Below are 15,809 nucleotides of genomic sequence, written 5' to 3'. Positions count from 1 at the left end.
CGCGAAGTCACCCGGGACATACCCGAGTGCGTCGGCCAGACTACTCCCATGCGGTGCGACCAGCAAAATTGCCGCTGATCCGCCCCCGCGGACGGGTTGACGGAACCGGCCGGGCCCGGGCCGCGTCATACCTTGCATGACGCCGCAGAGCCGCTGCCTGATCGGAACTCTGGTCGCGATGCTCGCGCTGCTCGGCTCCGCGGCCCGTCCGGCTCCGGAGTCGTGGGCCACGCGCGCCTACGACTGGCCGCTCGCACCGGTGCCCGACGTGGTCCGCGGCTTCGACCCGCCGGCACAGCGCTGGTTACCCGGCCACCGAGGTGTGGACCTGCGAGCAACCGCGCAGTCAGCGGTTCTCGCGGCACGGTCCGGAACCGTCCACTTCGCCGGAGCCGTGGCCGGCCGATCAGTGGTGTCGGTCCGGCACGCGGACGGCATCCTGACCACCTACGAGCCGGTCCGTCCGATCGTGCCGGAAGGCGACCACGTCGCCGCAGGTCAGGTGATCGGCACGCTCGAGCCCGGTCATCCCGGGTGCACCGCGCAGGCGTGTCTGCACTGGGGTGCGCGCCGCGGCAGCGGCAGTAGCGCGCGGTATCTCAACCCACTCGGACTCCTCGGCGCGCTGCGCGTCCGGTTGAAGCCCCTCACGCCCGCGGATGCGCCTGGTCGTGCACCGCCCGCAGACGCTCCACGCTGACGTGCGTGTAGAGCTGCGTCGTCGCCAGCGACGAGTGCCCGAGCAGCTCCTGCACGACGCGAAGGTCCGCGCCTCCCTCGAGAAGGTGAGTAGCCGCACTGTGCCGCAGCCCGTGCGGTCCGATCGAGGCCCCTTCACCGTCGCCGGTGGCTCGGTGCACGACGCTCCGAGCCATCCGCTGATCGAGGCGGCCCCCACGCACGCCCAGGAGCAGGGCATCGGCGGACGCCGTTGTGGCAAGCTCCGGCCGTCCGACGGTGAGCCACAACCGGAGTGCTTCCTCGGCAGGCCTGCCGTAAGGGACGCTCCGCTGTTTGTCGCCCTTTCCGATCACCCGCAGGACGCGGCGATCGGCGTCGACGTCGGCGAAGTCGAGTCCGCAGAGCTCCCCGACGCGGATGCCGCACGAGTACAGCAACTCCAGGATCACCCGGTCGCGAAGGGCTACCGGACGCGGAGACCCTGTCTCCGGGAGACCGCCATCGGAGGGCACTGCATCCGGAGGCTCGGAAGCTGCGTCGATGGCGGCGGCGGCCTGTTCGGGAGCGAGCACAGTCGGCAGCACTCGTTGCGCTCTCGGGGCCTGCAGCCGAGTCGCCGGATTCGACGCCATCACGCCGTCGCGGACCGCCCAGGTACAGAAGGTCTTGGCCGACGACACCTGCCGCGCGATCGTCGACCTCGCGGCGCCGCGCCGGGTCTGCTCGGCCAGCCACGCGCGCAGGAGCGACAGGTCGATGCCCGAGATCGGGACGCCGCGCGCCCCGGCGAACGCGATCAGTCCCCGTACGTCCCCGGTGTAGGCGCGCACGGTGTGCTCACTGCGCGCTTTCTCGTAGCGCAGGTGATCGGTGAAAGCTGCCATCACGTCGGCCATGTTCCGAGCCTAGCCGCAGGTACCGGCTGACTCGTCTCGTCGCCTAACTCGACTCGGCGCCGCCTGAGACGCGCTGCTCGGCCTTCCACTCCGCCTTCCACGTGCGGAACCCCTCCTCGGTGCGCCCCCGGCGCCAGTAGCCGGAGATCGACGATGCGCGCTTCGCGCTGACGCCTCGTTCCTTGCGCACGTACGCGCGGAGGTTCTTCATGACCGCTTGTGCTTCGCCGTGGATGAAGACCTGCGGCTCCCCGTCGAGCCAGTCCGCAGATCTGACGGCAGCGATGACCGGCGCGTTGTCGCCGGCCGCGGAGTCTGCTGCGTCGTGCGCGCCCGCACCGCGGTGCACCCAGGTGATCTCCGCGCCCGCCGGAGCTGCGAGGTCCAGTTCGTCTTGCGCACCCGACACCTCGATGAACACCTTGGCGACCGCGTCTGACGGCAACGCCTCCAGCGCGGCGGCCAGCGCAGGCAGGCCGGCCTCGTCGGACACGAGCAAGTGCCACGGCGCATCGGGATCCGGGCGGTAGCCGCTCCCCGGACCGAGGAACCGGACCGTCTCCCCTGGTTGAGCACGCGCCGCCCACGGGCCCGCGATCCCCTCCTCGCCGTGCACCACGAAGTCGATCGCGATCTCGCGGTTCTCCGGATCGAGGGATCGCACCGTGTAGGTGCGCTTGACCGGCTCCTCCTGCCCTTCCTGCTCGAACAGGATCTTGACGTACATGTCGGTGTCACCGGTCGGCTCGAAGTCGTCGAAACCATCGCCCCCGAGCCAGATCCGGCGCATGTGCGCTGTGAGGTCCTCGGTGCGGAGCACCGTCATCGTGTTCTGCCGCTTCGCCATGCGACCTCCTTTGCTCTTAGGTCAGCCTAACAACCCGATCGTCCACTCCGCCTCCGGAGGCCCGGCGATCGGAGTAGAAACACCGGCATGCGACGTCACGTGCCCCGGACCCGACGGCCCCCTGTCCCGGTGATCGCGGTGATCTGCGCGGTCGGCTGCGCAACCGCCTGCGCGGCCGGGTGCTCAGGGCCCGGCGAGCCGGACACCGTCCACGCCGAACTGCGGACCGCACGCGATCACTACCCCACGGGCACCGCACCCCGACTGAACCTCGTCGTGCGCAACGACTCCACCGATGCATGCTCGATGCCGAGGCACGGCATCGGCAGCCTGCGGATCCGCGACGTGCGCCGCGACGGCGCACCTGTGCCCAGCCGGTCCCGGCCGATCCCGACATTCGCCCCGGCCATCGACGCCGTCCGGGCCGCGCTGACCGATATCCAGCCAGGATCGGCGATGTCGCTCGACGTCGAGGTCGACGGTGGCTCCGGCGCTCCGGCGTCGATCCGAAGTCATCGGGTGGCGGAGTCCGGCGGGATGACGGCGACCGTGTGGCCGGTGACCGCGCGCGGACGCTACCGGGTGACCGCAGCGCTCGACACACCTCCGGCAGCGCAGCGCCCCGACCGCGCACCGCTGTGCACGCCGCCCGGCGCGAACGGGATCGAGTTCACGATCCGCTGAGCCAGAGGACCCCGACTCAACGGCGCAGTCTCCACCGGCCGCGATCCTCCTCGACCAGTCCGCCGACGTCCAGTGCGGCGAGCGCTCTTCGCACTGCGCCCGTGGCGATTCCGGAGACGAACGCGATCTCATCGATCGAGATCGCGTCGTAGGCGGGCAACGATTCGACCACGCGGAACTGATCCGGAGGCAGTTCGTCGGTGGGCCGTGACGGTGCCCGGCCCCGGGCGTCGGCACCGTCCGGGGCCACCAGCGACGCCGCAGCATCGACGTCGGCGACGAGCGTCGCCGCGCCGTCGGTGATCATCGCGTGCGTCCCGACCGACGTCGCGCTCGTGACCGCCCCGGGCACTGCCCCGAGCGGTCTTCCGAGCCGCGTGGCCCACGCCGCGGTGTTCGCCGCACCGGACCGTCGCCCGGCCTCGACCACGACGACGGCGCCGGACAGTGCCGCGACTAGGCGGTTGCGCGTCAGGAAGCGGTACTTGGCCGCCGCGGTCCCCGGCGCGTACTCCGACACGATCAGCCCGGTCGCCGCGATCTCCTGCAGGAGTCGCGCGTGACCGGACGGATAGTCGCGGTCGATGCCGCACGCCAGCACTGCTGCGGTGAGACCGCCGGCGGCCAGGGCGCCGCGGTGCGCCGCACCGTCGATCCCGTACGCGCCTCCCGACACCACTGCTCGCCCCTGTCCCGCCAGACCCGACGCGAACTGCGTGGCGACGTACTCGCCGTACGAAGTCGCCGCCCGCGACCCCACGAGCGCCACCGCCGCATCGCCGAGTGCGCTCAGCGATCCCGGCCCGCGCACCCACAAGGCCAGCGGTGCGCCACCGCGCGACGCCGTCGACGCGCGGTCGAGGATCGACAGCGCCCAGGCAGGCCACTCGTCATCGAGCGGCGTCACCACCCGGGCACCGATGCGGTCGCACACTGCGAGCGTCTGCTCGACGTCCGCGCCACCGACGCGGGCCTCCGTCGCAGCCAGGGCGGCCGAGTGTCCCGCCGGGACACTCCGTGCCCTGACCGCTGCGGCCGCCTCCTCCGGACCGATGGCCGCCACCAGTCCGATCAGCGATGCGGCAGGCGGTTCGGCGACCGCCGACAGATAGGCGAACGCCCTCCGCTGCGCCTCGTCCGGTGCATCGGCATCTCCCATGGTCGGCTCCCCCGCTCTCGATCTTCCCGGTACCGAACTCATCAACTGCCTCGGTCCCGGTACATCAGCGCCTGTGCGACGTCGTCCTCGTTCGGCTGCGTGCCGCCCCGCAGGTCGCACAACGTCCATGCCAGGCGCAGTGCGCGATCCGCTCCGCGCGCGGTGACCCGACCCTCGCGGAGGAACATCTCGATCGGCCGGAGGACGACGGCCGGCAGGCGGTACCGCCGCCGCAGCGCGCTGCCCGGCACCTCCGCGTTCGTCAGCCAGCCGTGCTCGCGCCAGCGATCGCGTGCGGCACTCCTCGCGGTAGCGACCCGCGCTGCTACATCGGCGCTCGATTCCCCGCTTTCGGTCATCAGAGCCGTGTTCCCGGGCGGCTCCATCTGCACGCGGATGTCGATCCGGTCCATCAGCGGTCCGGACAGCTTGCCGAGATAGCGGCGACGCACCACCGAGGTGCAGACGCAGTCGACGTCGTTGGCCGGGGCGCACGGGCAGGGATTCGCGGCCAGGATCAGCTGGAAACGCGCCGGATAGGTGGCGGTGCCGTCCCTCCGGGTGATACGCACGACCCCTTCCTCCAGCGGCTGCCGCAGCGCATCTAGCGTCTTAGCCCCCATCTCGGCGCACTCGTCCAGAAACAGGACCCCGCGGTGCGCGCGGGAAACGGCACCTGGGCGGGCCATCCCCGTTCCGCCGCCGAGCAACGACGTGATGCTCGCACTGTGATGGGGAGCTACGAACGGCGGCGAGCCGATGAGCGGCCGAAACGCGGGCAGCGTGCCTGCGACCGAGTGAATCGCCGTCACCTCGAGGGACTCGTCCGGTTCGAGTCCTGGAAGGATTCCGGGCAGTCGGCACGCCAGCATCGTCTTGCCGATTCCCGGCGGACCGGTCATCAGCACGTGGTGACTACCGGCCGCCGCCACCTCCAGCGCATGCCGAGCCGCTGGCTGCCCGGCCACATCGGCGAGGTCCGGGATGCCGGGAGGCGTGGGCGCCTCGGTGTCGCCGTCCACGGTGTCGAGTGCGAGATCGCCTGCGAGCCAAGCGACCACGTCCGAGAGCGAGTGTGCCCCGCCGACCTCGACACCGGACACCAGCGCGGCCTCGGTGACGTTCGCCGTCGGCACCACTGCCCGGCGGAACCCAGCACGTCGAGCGCCCAAGAGCAATGGCAGCACTCCGCGCACCCCGCGCAACCGACCGTCGAGCGCCAGTTCCCCGATCAGCACGGTGTCGGGCAGCAACGTTCCAGCAGCCTGTTTGGTCGCGACCAGTACCGCGACCGCCATCGGAAGGTCGAATCCCGCACCGCTTTTCGGCAGGTTCGCCGGAGCGAGTGCCACGGTCACCTTCGAATCGGGGAACTTTCCCCCACTGTTGACGATCGCGGCCCGGACGCGCTCCTTCGCCTCGCGCAGCGACGAATCCGGATTACCGCTGATGGTGAATCCCGGAAGTCCTTGACTCGTGTTCGCCTGGATCTCGATGACGTCGGCGGCGAAGGCGTTCAGCCCCACCGAGTGCACGCTGCCCGACACACTCACGGCTGCTCACTCCACCAGGCCGGAGTGATGCGAGATCCGGGCTCGCTCAAGGTCTTCGGGTTCGGCGATGTCGAGCTGGATCGCCACCGCATCGAAACGCACCGTCCGCCACCGGGTGTCCTGCGCGGACAGCCACTGGCCGGCGAGGCGTCGCATGCGCCGCAGCTTCTGCACGGTGATCGCCTCGGCCGGGTCGCTGAACGTGCGGCTGGCTCGGGTCTTCACTTCGACGACGACGAGCGAGTCGCCGTCGGCGGCGATCAGATCGAGTTCGCCGTATCTGGTCCGCCAGTTCCGGTCGAGCACACGCCAGCCCAGTCGTTCGATGTAGGCCGCGGCGATGTCCTCGCCGAGCCTGCCGATGTGTCTGCGCCGGTCCGGACGCTGTGTGGCTTCCCCCATGCCAGCCACGATCGTCCACACTGTCCCGGCGTGACGAGCGAAAAGGAATCCGGCCCCCGATTGTGGACAGCTTCGGCGTGATCCACAGGATCAGCGCATCGCAGGCGCACTCGCCCGATCATCGGTCACGGCTCGTCGGGTAGCCGCAGCTCCGAACGCTCGAGCTCTTCGACGTTCACGTCCTTGAACGTCACGACCCGAACCTGCTTCACGAAACGTGCGGGACGGTACATGTCCCACACCCAGGCGTCAGTCATGTGGATCTCGAAATACACTTCGCCGTCACTGCTTCGCGGAATCAGATCGACCCCGTTCGCGAGATAGAACCGGCGCTCGGTCTCCACCACGTACGTGAACTGCCCGACGATGTCCTTGTACTCCTTGTACAGGGACAGCTCCATCTCGGCTTCGTACTTCTCGAGGTCCTCAGCGCTCATCATGCAAGCCTATCGCGAACGTTCCGGTACGAGAGCCGGTGCTGCGACGACGGACCGAGCGTGTCAAGGCACGACATGTGGTGGGCCGTGCTGTATCCCTTGTGAACTGCGAAATCGTATCCGGGAACGGCTTCGTCCATGCTCACCATCAGACGGTCGCGAGTCACCTTCGCCAGCACCGAGGCGGCGGCGATGCAGGCGGCGTTCGCGTCGCCGCCGATCACCGGCAGCGACGGAGCCGTCAAACCCGGAACCTGGAATCCATCCGAGAGGATGTACCCCGGGCGCATCGACAATCCGGCGACCGCGCGCCGCATCCCCTCGATGTTCGCCACGTGCACCCCGATCCGATCCACTTCCGCCGCCTCGACCACTACGACGCTCCAGCTGACCGCATATCGGGTCACCGCGCCGTAGAGCCTCTCCCGCCTCGCCTCGGTGAGCCGTTTGGAATCGTCCAGCTCCGCGAGCGCTCGGCTCTGCGAGCCGCCCAGCACGCATGCGGCCACCACGAGCGGACCCGCGCAGGCGCCGCGGCCGGCTTCGTCCACGCCCGCGACCGGACCGAGGCCCTGACGCGCCAGCGTGAACTCGAGGGTGCGCAGCGAGGCTGCCTTGCGAACTGGCGACCGCGGCGGCCAGCGATCTGCACGGGACATCGTCGTCGAGTTTCCTGAGGGTCAGCCCTGCGGGTTGACGGCGTCGACGCCGCCGATGCGCGAGAACGGGTACAGAATGAATCGCACCTTGCCGCGGATCTCCGACTCCGGGATCGTGCCCTGGAACTCGTCGTCCATGTGGGCACGCGAATCCGCCGAGTTGGAACGGTTGTCGCCCATCACCCACACGTGGTCGTCGGGAACCTTGATCGGCCCGAAGTCCTCCCCGTAGCAGCTGCCGCCGCCGAGCACCCCGCCGGACGCCGTGCTGGTATCCACCTGCAGGCTCTTGTCGATATACGGCTCATCGAGCGCCTCACCGTCGACGGTCACTCCCTTGCCGTCCTCGTTCCGGCACTGAACCGTCTGACCACCCGTTGCGATGACCCGCTTGACGAGGTTGTTCTCGTCGGGCGGCGCCAGTGCGAACCACGAGAGCACGTCCTGCACCTTGTGCAGGACCGGGTTCGACGAGCGCGGCGACGACCAGGTGGCGTTCCACGACTCGGTCGGCCCCTCGAAGACGATGACGTCGCCTGGCTCCGGGTCCCCGAATCGGTAGCCGAACTTATCGATGACGATGCGATCGTTGCTGCACCCGTAGCACCCGTGCAGCGTCGGCTCCATCGACTCGGACGGCACCACGTACTGCCGGAACAGGAACTGAGTGAAGATGAACATCAGCGCCAGGACGATGGCGACGATGACCAGGAGCTCCTTGAGGAAGCCCCGCTTCTTCTTCGGCTGATTCACCTCGTCGGCGTCCCGGATCGTGAACTTCCGATCCTGAGCCCCACCGTCCTGGTTCGCGCCTCCGGGCGCGGCGTCGCGCGCGGAATCGTCGTGGGAGGAAGCCTCAGAGTTGTCGTCCACGGATAACAGCCTAGCGACTCCCGACGAACGGACCACGCACGGCACCGTCCGCAGGAAGAGCCGCATACAAGAAAATGCCGGCCCCCATCGACGACGCGATGGGGCCGGCACTCTTCGCTGCGACGATCTCACGACCGCCGAGCGGGAAAGCTCAGCGCTTCTCCTTGATCTTGGCTGCCTTGCCGCGCAGGTCGCGCAGGTAGTACAGCTTCGCGCGACGCACGTCACCGCGGGTCAGCACGTCGATCTTGGCGATGGTCGGGCTGTGGACCGGGAAGGTGCGCTCCACGCCGGTGCCGAACGAGACCTTGCGGACCGTGAAGGTCTCACGGATGCCGCCGCCCTGGCGACGGATCACGACGCCCTTGAACACCTGGACGCGCTCCTTGGAGCCCTCGATGACCTTGACGTGCACGTCGAGGGTGTCGCCGGGCGCGAATTCGGGGACGTCGTCGCGCAGCGACGCCTTGTCGAGAGAGTCGAGGATGTTCATATCAGGTCCGTTTCGTTCAGCAGGACAGAGGAACCTGGCGACCCGCTCCGCGAGGCGCGGCGGGTTCGACCGGTTCATGCCCGAGTCATTGGGTAGTGCGCTGCGCAGCCGGATTCACCAGCCGCGACAGGCAACCTGAAACATTCTGCCAGATGAATCGGCCTTAGTGAAATCCGCTCACAGGGTCGGATCGAGCTCCTGCTCCACCTCGTCACCGGAGCTGTTGCCCGAGCCCGGCTGCTCGGCCCCGTGCATCACGTTCTGGCGCGGCGGCAGCACCGGCGGCGTCACCAACGGCTGCGCGCCGAGCAGGAGCTCGCCCTCCCTGGTCGACCGCAGGTAGTCGGCAGGTCCACGCGAAGTCTCGTCGTCGCGTCTGCGTGCCGCGCCCGATGGATAGCCTCCCGCGGGCGCCGAGGGACGCGAGGATGTCGGCGGCGGGGATGCCGCAGCTGACGGGAGTCCGGTACCGCCGGCTCCACTGTTCCTCATCGCGGCACCGGGTAGCCCGGCACGCGGTGTCACCGGTCCGCCGCCCGCGAAGCCGGTCATCGGCATCGTCGGCGGCATCCCCGACAGCACTGCACCGGACGGCGGTGCGATCGCCTCACCGGAGATCGCCACGGGATCGGCACGGCCGGCGTGGGCGGACCCGACCGGACTCCGGGACGGGCCGCCACCCGCAGGTCCGGCCGGCCCCGATCCCCCGCCTGCACCGGAACCGCCGCCCCGGAACCTGGCGTGACCACCGGAGCCGGACCCGTCCGTCGCGACGTTCCTTGAGGTTCCGGGCGAGACCACGGGGTCGGCGCTCCGTCCCACCGGCTGTTCTACCGGTAGCCCTACGGGTTCGGGCACTCCGGCGGCGCTCGTCGAACCGTCGAGTCCGGTGCCGTATCCGGCCCCGCTCGTGGCGACACCGGCGACGGGTCCGCCCGCAACCGCACTCCACACCGTCGCCGAACCCCGGCGGCCGCCGCTCCCGGACTCCGGACCTCCCGCCGCGGACACCGAACCCGCGCTCGCCGACATCGGACTGTTGTAGGCCACGCCCATCAAACCGTTCAGCGTGCCGACGACGGCGACGCGCAGCTCCGGAAACTCGGCCTCGAGACGTCCGAGGGCTGCGACCCGGTCACGACTCGCGATGCTCCCGTCCAGCGCGGCGGACGCACCGTCGAGGGCCGCCGACCCCGGCGACAAGGTCTGCGATGCGGACTCGATCCGGGTCGCCAACGCGGCACCGGCAGCGGACGCGCCCTCGGCGGACCGTCCGGAGAGCCCGTCCGTCGGCGCGAACGCAGCGCTCAATCGTCCCGCGACCGCTGCCGCGGCCGCGACGATGCGGCGGAGTTCGGCAGCGTCGGCTGCGGCGGCACCCGCATCCATCGAGTCGATGCGCGCGAGCGTCTCCTCGATACTCGCCCACACCGTGCCCATACGAGTTCAGACGTGCGTAGCGCGCTCAGGGTTCCGCGACCCGCCGAGATTCAGCTGTCCTCATCAAGCAGGCCGGAGTCAAGCAGATCGGGGGCGAGCAGATCGGGGCGCCGGTCGCGTGTCCGCTCCAATGACCGGCGGTGACGCCAGTCCGCGACCTTGGCATGGTCACCGGAGAGCAGGATCGGCGGGACCTCCAGGTCTCGCCAGGTTCTGGGTCGCGTGTAACTCGGCCCTTCGAGCAGTCCATCGGAGAACGAGTCCTCCTGATGCGACTTAGGGTTGCCGAGCACGCCGGGCATCAGCCGGGTGGTGGCCTCCACCATCGCGAGAACGGCGACCTCACCGCCGATGAGCACGAAGTCGCCGAGCGACACCTCCTCCACGCGCGCACGGCGGGCCGCATCGTCGAAGACGCGCTGGTCGATGCCCTCGTAACGACCGCAGGCGAAGACCAGGTGGCGTTCCTCGCTCCAGCGCTCCGCTGTCGCCTGGGTGAACGGGACACCCGCAGGCGTCGGCACGACGAGGAGCGCGTCGTCGGGGCATACCTCGTCGAGCGCCTCGCCCCACACCTGGGGTTTCATCACCATGCCCGGTCCGCCGCCGTACGGAGTGTCGTCGACGCTGCGATGCACGTCGCGCGCCCAGTTCCGCAGATCGTGCACACCGAAATCGATGAGCCCCGCGTCGACGGCCTTACCGAGCAGTGCGGCCCGAAGCGGGTCGAGATACTCGGGGAAGATGGTCACGACGTCGATGCGCACGTCGTCAGTCCCGTTCCGACGCCGCCGCGTCGAGGTCGATCAGTCCGGTCGGCGGGTCGATCTCGATCCCGTCCCGGGTCACCGTCGGCACGATCTCCCGGACGAACGGAACGAGGATCTCCCGACCATCGGCAGCCCGCACTGCGAGCACCTCGCCGCCGGGCAGATGCAGCACCGACTCGAGGACGCCGACCGCGGTTCCATCCACCGTGGTGACCGGCAGCCCCTCCAGCTCGTGGTCGTAGAACTCGTCCGGATCGTCACCGGAGTCGACGGCCGCGGCGTCGATGACGAACAGCGTTCCACGCAGTGCATCGGCCGCACCGCGATCGTTCACCCCCGCCAACGACAGCAGCAGCCGCCCGGCGTGAGGCCGGGCGGCTGCCACTTCGTACTCGTTCTCGCCTGCTCCCTTGGGGGCACGGCCGATCAATCGGGTGCCGACCGCGAATCGCTGATCGGGATCGTCGGTGCGCACGTCCACGACCAGCTCACCGCGAACACCGTGCGTCTTGGCGACGCGGCCGATGACGAGATCCATCTACTGACTCGTCAGCGGTCGGTGTCGACGATGTCGACGCGCATCCCGCGGCCGCCGATACCGGTGACCAGGGTGCGCAGCGCGGTCGCCGTACGACCGTTGCGACCGATGACCTTGCCCAGGTCCTCCGGGCTCACGTGAACCTCGATCATGCGGCCACGACGGCCGGTGATCAGATCGACGCGGACGTCGTCGGGGTTCGCGACGATTCCTCGGACGAGGTGCTCGACTGCGTCTGCGACGACAGTGCTCACGCGTCTGCCTTGTCGTCGCCTGCGGAGTCGGCGGGCTTCTCTGCGGCAGCCTCGTCGGCCTTCTCAGCGGGCTTCTCGTCGGCCTTCTTGGCCTTCTTCTTGGCGGTGGTCGCGTCAGCGGCCGGCTCGCTCTCCGCGGCAGCAAGCGCGGCGTTGAAGAGGTCCAGCTTGCTGGTCTTCTCCTCGGCGACCTTCAGCGTGCCCTCGGCGCCCGGCAGGCCCTTGAACTTCTGCCAGTCACCGGTGACCTTGAGGATGCTCTCGACCGGCTCGGTCGGCTGTGCGCCGACGCTCAGCCAGTACTGTGCGCGCTCCGAGTCGACCTCGATGAACGACGGCTCTTCCTTCGGCTGGTACTTGCCGATGGTCTCGATGAAGCGGCCGTTGCGACGGGTGCGGGCGTCGGCGACCACGATGCGGTACTGCGGGTTGCGGATCTTGCCGATTCGGGTGAGCTTGATCTTGACGGCCATGGTGGCGTCTCCTTTTATGTCACAGCGCAATTCAGCGACCCGTCCATGTCGGCGAGCCCGGTTTTGCGATCTCTTACGGGGTGACCGCCGGTCGGCCTTGGCCGGCTCCGGCGAACCAGCGTTTCATTCTGCCAGAGGCGCAGGCCAAGCCCAAACCGGTCGGCTCCCCGGTTTCTTCCGCTCTGCCGGAATCGGGGTTCTCGCGAGGAGACCGGTAGCGTGTCAGCGAGACATCGGCGACCGTTCGGAGGCGCCGGACGACGACCGGAGTAGATCAAGCCCATGCTGCATGCCTTGTCGCTTGCGTTCGTCGACTCGGTCAACGTGCTCCTCATCGGCGTCCTCGTCGCACTCGCTCTGATGCTGGCGCCCGGCCGGTACCGGCACATCGCTCCGCTGCTGCTGCTCGGCGACTGGCTCGGTGTCTTCGTGCTGGCAGTGATCGTTCTGCTCGCCTTCGACGGTCTGGAGTCGGTAGTCAGCACGGTCATCGATTCGCCGGTCTTCGGCATCCTGCTGATCCTGACGGGCATCCTCACGGCCTTCCTGACCTGGCGCGGCGGAGATTCGTCGAGCTTGATCGACCGAATCCTCTCCCCCCTTCGCTCCCCGTCGCCGCTGACCGTCCTGGTCGGATTCATCCTCGGCCTGGTGCAGTCGGCTACCTCGGTGCCGTTCTACGCGGGTCTGGCCGTCCTGTCGGCGAGTGACGTTCCGGCGAACACGCGCTATCTGGGATTGATCCTGTATGCGACGGTCGCGCTCAGCCTCCCGGTCCTCGCCGGCCTCGCGCTCGCGGTGGTCCGGCAACGGCCGCGATCGTGGATCGGACGGCTGTTCGGCAAGGCCCGACGGAACCAGGGCACCGTCGCACGTGGAGCCGGATGGCTGGTCACCGTGCTGCTGATCGCCATCGGCGTACAGCAGATTCTCTCCTGACCCGAGCGCTACCTCAGCCGATCTTCTCCCCGGAGCACACCACGTGCACCGGTCTGCGCAGCGTCGACAGGTCGTCCGCGGGGTCGGCGTCCAGCACGAGGAAGTCGGCCCGCTCTCCCTCGGCGATGCCGGGCACGCCCAGCCAGTCCCGCGGGGCGGTCGACGCCGCGGCCAACGCGTCCAACGGCGAGAAGCCGATTCCGGTGAGCGCCTCCACCTCGTCGATGATCCGCCCGTGTCCGATGAATCCCCCGGCATCGGTGCCCGCGTAGATTCGCACTCCGGCTTCGCGCGCTGCCGCGAACACAGCCGTACGACCGTCGTACAACCTGCGCATCGTCTCCTGGTACTTCGGGAAGCGATCGGCCGAATCGGCGATACCCGGGAAGTTCTCGAGTTGGATGAGCGTGGGGACGAGCGCGATGTCGCGGCGGACCATCTCGTCGATGAGGTCGGTGTCCAGGCCCGTGCCGTGCTCGATCGAATCGAAGCCTGCGGCGACGATGTCCGGCAGCGCCGCCGCACCGAAGACGTGGGCGGTGATACGGGCGCCGTGCTCGTGAGCGGTCGCGACGGCGGTGTCGAGTTGCGCACGAGTCCACAGCGGCGTGAGATCGCCTGCCTCGCGATCGATCCAGTCCCCGACCAGTTTCACCCAGCCGTCACCGGCACGCGCCTGCCTGGCCACCTCATTCGCCAGCAGGTCGGGATCGGAGAGTTCGACGCCGTAATCGCGCAGGTACCGCTTCGGGCGCGCGATGTGCTTGCCCGCGCGGAGAAACCGCGGACAGCGGGGATCGTCATCGAGCGGATGCGTGTCGAGCGGTGAGCCGACCTCGCGAATGAGCAGGGCGCCGGCCTGTGCGTCCTCGTAGGCGAACCCGCGGGCTCGGTCGATCGTGACGCCGAGGCCCGGCGCGATGCCGACGTGGTTGTGCGCGTCGACGAGTCCGGGCACGATCCAGGCGGCGTCCGGGCCGCCGACCGCGGTGTCGGCTCCCGCGACCGGTTCGAACGACACGGTGCCGCCGGACACCCAGAACTCGAGCGACTCACCGGTGAACGGATCGGTGCCCGCGAAGTGCTGTGCGCCGGTGCTCACCACGCGTCCTCCCTATTTCTTCGGGAACTTCAGATCGTTGAGGTCGATTCCGTCCAGACCGGGTGGCAGTTCATCCAGCCCGGCAGGCATGTTCGACAGATCCATGCCCGGCGGGAGTCCCAAGCCGGGCATCCCTGCCCCCGGCATTCCGGGGAAGCCGCCGCGCATGCCCTTGGGCGGTGTGGGCCCGCGGCCCTTTCCCTTGCCCTTGCGGCCCTTCGCACCCTTCTTGCCCTTGCGGTTGGTCTTTCGGCTGCCTCCGCCGCCCATGCCCATGCGGCCGGACATCTGCGACATCATCTTGCGGGCCGAGAAGAAGCGGTCGACCAGTTGGTTGATGTCGGTGACGGTGACACCCGACCCCTTCGCGATGCGGATGCGGCGCGACGCGTTGATGATCTTCGGATTCTCTCGTTCCGCCGGTGTCATGCCGCGGATGATCGCCTGGATCTTGTCGAGCTGCTTGTCGTCGACCTGGGAGAGCGCGTCCTTCATGTCCCCCGCGCCGGGAAGCATCCCGAGCAGGTTGCCGATGGGCCCCATCTTCCGGATCATCAGCATCTGCTCGAGGAAGTCGTCGAGCGTCAGGTCGCCCTGGCTGATCTTGGCAGCGGTCCGCTCAGCGTCATCAGCGTCGAAATGCGCTTCGGCCTGCTCGATGAGCGACAGGACGTCGCCCATGCCGAGGATGCGGCTCGCCATGCGGTCGGGGTGGAAGACGTCGAAGTCCTCGAGCTTCTCGCCGGTCGACGCGAACATGATCGGACGCCCGGTGACCTCACGGACCGACAGCGCGGCGCCGCCACGGGCGTCGCCGTCGAGCTTGGTCAGCACCACACCGGTGAAGTCGACGCCCTCGGCGAACGCCTGCGCCGTGCTGACCGCGTCCTGGCCGATCATGGCGTCCAGGACGAACAGCACCTCGTCCGGGTCGGTCGCATCGCGGATGTCCGATGCCTGACGCATCAGCTCCTCGTCGATGCCGAGGCGACCCGCGGTGTCGATGATGACCACATCGTGCTGGCGCGTTCTGGCCTCGTCGATACCCGATCTGGCGACGTCGACCGGATCACCGGAACTGACACCGAGCTCGCCTTCACCGCCGACTCCGGTCCCTGGATGGGGCGCGAAGACCGGGACGTTCGCGCGATCTCCGACGATCTGCAACTGCTGAACGGCACCGGGTCGCTGCAGGTCACACGCCACGAGGAGCGGCGTGTGGCCCTGCCCCGAGAGGAAGTTCGCGAGCTTTCCGGCCAGCGTCGTCTTACCGGCGCCCTGCAGGCCGGCGAGCATGATGACGGTCGGCGGGTTCTTGGCGAGCTGAACCCGGCGCGTCTCGCCGCCCAGGATGCCGACGAGTTCCTCGTTGACGATCTTGACGATCTGCTGCGCCGGATTCAGTGCGCCCGATACCTCAGCGCCCTTCGCGCGTTCCTTAATACGTGCGATGAAGGCACGGACCACCGCGAGCGATACGTCGGCTTCGAGCAGTGCCAGCCGGATCTCACGCGCCGTCGCATCGACGTCAGCGTCGGTGAGGCGTCCCTTGCCACGCAGGTCCTTCAGCGCACCGGTCAACCGGTCAGAGAGGGATTCGAACATTCCT

19 protein-coding genes are annotated in these 15,809 nt (G+C 68.9%); 3 read left to right on the top strand and 16 right to left on the bottom strand.

Features of this window, described 5'->3' with window-relative positions:
• Positions 1–136: 136 nt before the first annotated feature.
• A complete protein-coding gene (locus FO044_RS05885) occupies positions 137–700 on the top strand; it encodes a M23 family metallopeptidase (protein WP_143965417.1) in 564 nt (187 codons plus the stop codon).
• Here FO044_RS05885 and FO044_RS05880 read toward each other — a convergent pair.
• On the bottom strand, positions 648–1,577 hold the full coding sequence (locus FO044_RS05880; protein WP_143965416.1) for a tyrosine recombinase XerC: 930 nt from the start codon (positions 1,575–1,577) through the stop codon (positions 648–650). The genes FO044_RS05885 and FO044_RS05880 overlap by 53 nt on opposite strands.
• Positions 1,578–1,620: 43 nt before the next feature.
• Complete coding sequence (locus FO044_RS05875) at positions 1,621–2,424, bottom strand: siderophore-interacting protein (protein ID WP_132993648.1); 804 nt, start codon at positions 2,422–2,424, stop codon at positions 1,621–1,623.
• Between the two features lie 87 nt (positions 2,425–2,511).
• Between FO044_RS05875 and FO044_RS05870 the strand changes: the two genes are divergently transcribed.
• Complete coding sequence (locus tag FO044_RS05870; protein ID WP_143965415.1) at positions 2,512–3,108, top strand: hypothetical protein; 597 nt, start codon at positions 2,512–2,514, stop codon at positions 3,106–3,108.
• 16 nt (positions 3,109–3,124) lie between these two features.
• Here FO044_RS05870 and dprA read toward each other — a convergent pair whose 3' ends face one another.
• From dprA to rpsP, 12 genes are all read right to left on the bottom strand, one after another.
• Entirely contained in the window at positions 3,125–4,267 is a 1,143-nt protein-coding gene (gene dprA, locus FO044_RS05865) for a DNA-processing protein DprA (protein WP_244945791.1), read from the bottom strand.
• Between the two features lie 41 nt (positions 4,268–4,308).
• On the bottom strand, positions 4,309–5,814 hold the full coding sequence (locus FO044_RS05860; RefSeq protein WP_143965949.1) for a YifB family Mg chelatase-like AAA ATPase: 1,506 nt from the start codon (positions 5,812–5,814) through the stop codon (positions 4,309–4,311).
• Between the two features lie 12 nt (positions 5,815–5,826).
• A complete protein-coding gene (locus FO044_RS05855) occupies positions 5,827–6,222 on the bottom strand; it encodes a YraN family protein (protein WP_132993651.1) in 396 nt (131 codons plus the stop codon).
• Positions 6,223–6,347: 125 nt separating this feature from the next.
• Positions 6,348–6,659, bottom strand: coding sequence for a DUF2469 domain-containing protein (locus tag FO044_RS05850; RefSeq protein ID WP_132993653.1), 312 nt, complete (start codon positions 6,657–6,659; stop codon positions 6,348–6,350).
• Complete coding sequence (locus FO044_RS05845; RefSeq protein ID WP_132993654.1) at positions 6,659–7,318, bottom strand: ribonuclease HII; 660 nt, start codon at positions 7,316–7,318, stop codon at positions 6,659–6,661. Before FO044_RS05845 ends, FO044_RS05850 begins: the two co-directional genes overlap by 1 nt.
• Positions 7,319–7,339: 21 nt before the next feature.
• Positions 7,340–8,191 carry a signal peptidase I gene (gene lepB / locus FO044_RS05840; protein WP_235831492.1) on the bottom strand — a complete coding sequence of 284 codons (852 nt, stop codon included), beginning with the start codon at positions 8,189–8,191 and terminating at the stop codon, positions 7,340–7,342.
• 151 nt (positions 8,192–8,342) lie between these two features.
• The gene (rplS, locus tag FO044_RS05835; RefSeq protein WP_132993656.1) at positions 8,343–8,684 is read right to left on the bottom strand and encodes a 50S ribosomal protein L19; all 342 of its coding nucleotides are present in this window, start codon (positions 8,682–8,684) and stop codon (positions 8,343–8,345) included.
• Between the two features lie 177 nt (positions 8,685–8,861).
• On the bottom strand, positions 8,862–10,115 hold the full coding sequence (locus FO044_RS05830; RefSeq protein WP_132993657.1) for a hypothetical protein: 1,254 nt from the start codon (positions 10,113–10,115) through the stop codon (positions 8,862–8,864).
• A gap of 59 nt (positions 10,116–10,174) precedes the next feature.
• Positions 10,175–10,891 carry a tRNA (guanosine(37)-N1)-methyltransferase TrmD gene (trmD, locus tag FO044_RS05825; protein ID WP_132993658.1) on the bottom strand — a complete coding sequence of 239 codons (717 nt, stop codon included), beginning with the start codon at positions 10,889–10,891 and terminating at the stop codon, positions 10,175–10,177.
• 4 nt (positions 10,892–10,895) lie between these two features.
• Positions 10,896–11,432, bottom strand: a complete 537-nt coding sequence (rimM, locus tag FO044_RS05820; protein ID WP_132993659.1) for a ribosome maturation factor RimM — start codon at positions 11,430–11,432, stop codon at positions 10,896–10,898.
• Between the two features lie 11 nt (positions 11,433–11,443).
• The gene (locus tag FO044_RS05815; protein ID WP_132993660.1) at positions 11,444–11,686 is read right to left on the bottom strand and encodes an RNA-binding protein; all 243 of its coding nucleotides are present in this window, start codon (positions 11,684–11,686) and stop codon (positions 11,444–11,446) included.
• On the bottom strand, positions 11,683–12,159 hold the full coding sequence (rpsP, locus tag FO044_RS05810; RefSeq protein WP_132993661.1) for a 30S ribosomal protein S16: 477 nt from the start codon (positions 12,157–12,159) through the stop codon (positions 11,683–11,685). Before rpsP ends, FO044_RS05815 begins: the two co-directional genes overlap by 4 nt.
• Before the next feature lie 282 nt (positions 12,160–12,441).
• Between rpsP and FO044_RS05805 the strand changes: the two genes are divergently transcribed.
• The gene (locus tag FO044_RS05805; protein ID WP_132993662.1) at positions 12,442–13,098 is read left to right on the top strand and encodes a GAP family protein; all 657 of its coding nucleotides are present in this window, start codon (positions 12,442–12,444) and stop codon (positions 13,096–13,098) included.
• 13 nt (positions 13,099–13,111) lie between these two features.
• Here the strand turns inward: FO044_RS05805 and FO044_RS05800 are convergent, their stop codons facing one another.
• Positions 13,112–14,200, bottom strand: a complete 1,089-nt coding sequence (locus FO044_RS05800) for an amidohydrolase family protein (RefSeq protein ID WP_143965413.1) — start codon at positions 14,198–14,200, stop codon at positions 13,112–13,114.
• A gap of 12 nt (positions 14,201–14,212) precedes the next feature.
• Complete coding sequence (ffh, locus tag FO044_RS05795; RefSeq protein ID WP_143965412.1) at positions 14,213–15,805, bottom strand: signal recognition particle protein; 1,593 nt, start codon at positions 15,803–15,805, stop codon at positions 14,213–14,215.
• Between the last annotated feature and the right edge of the window lie 4 nt (positions 15,806–15,809).

Source organism: Gordonia zhaorongruii (assembly GCF_007559005.1).
In the GTDB taxonomy this organism is placed as follows: domain Bacteria; phylum Actinomycetota; class Actinomycetes; order Mycobacteriales; family Mycobacteriaceae; genus Gordonia; species Gordonia zhaorongruii.
Note: the sequence above shows the minus strand (reverse complement) of the source record. Positions and strands in the feature narration are given on the sequence as shown.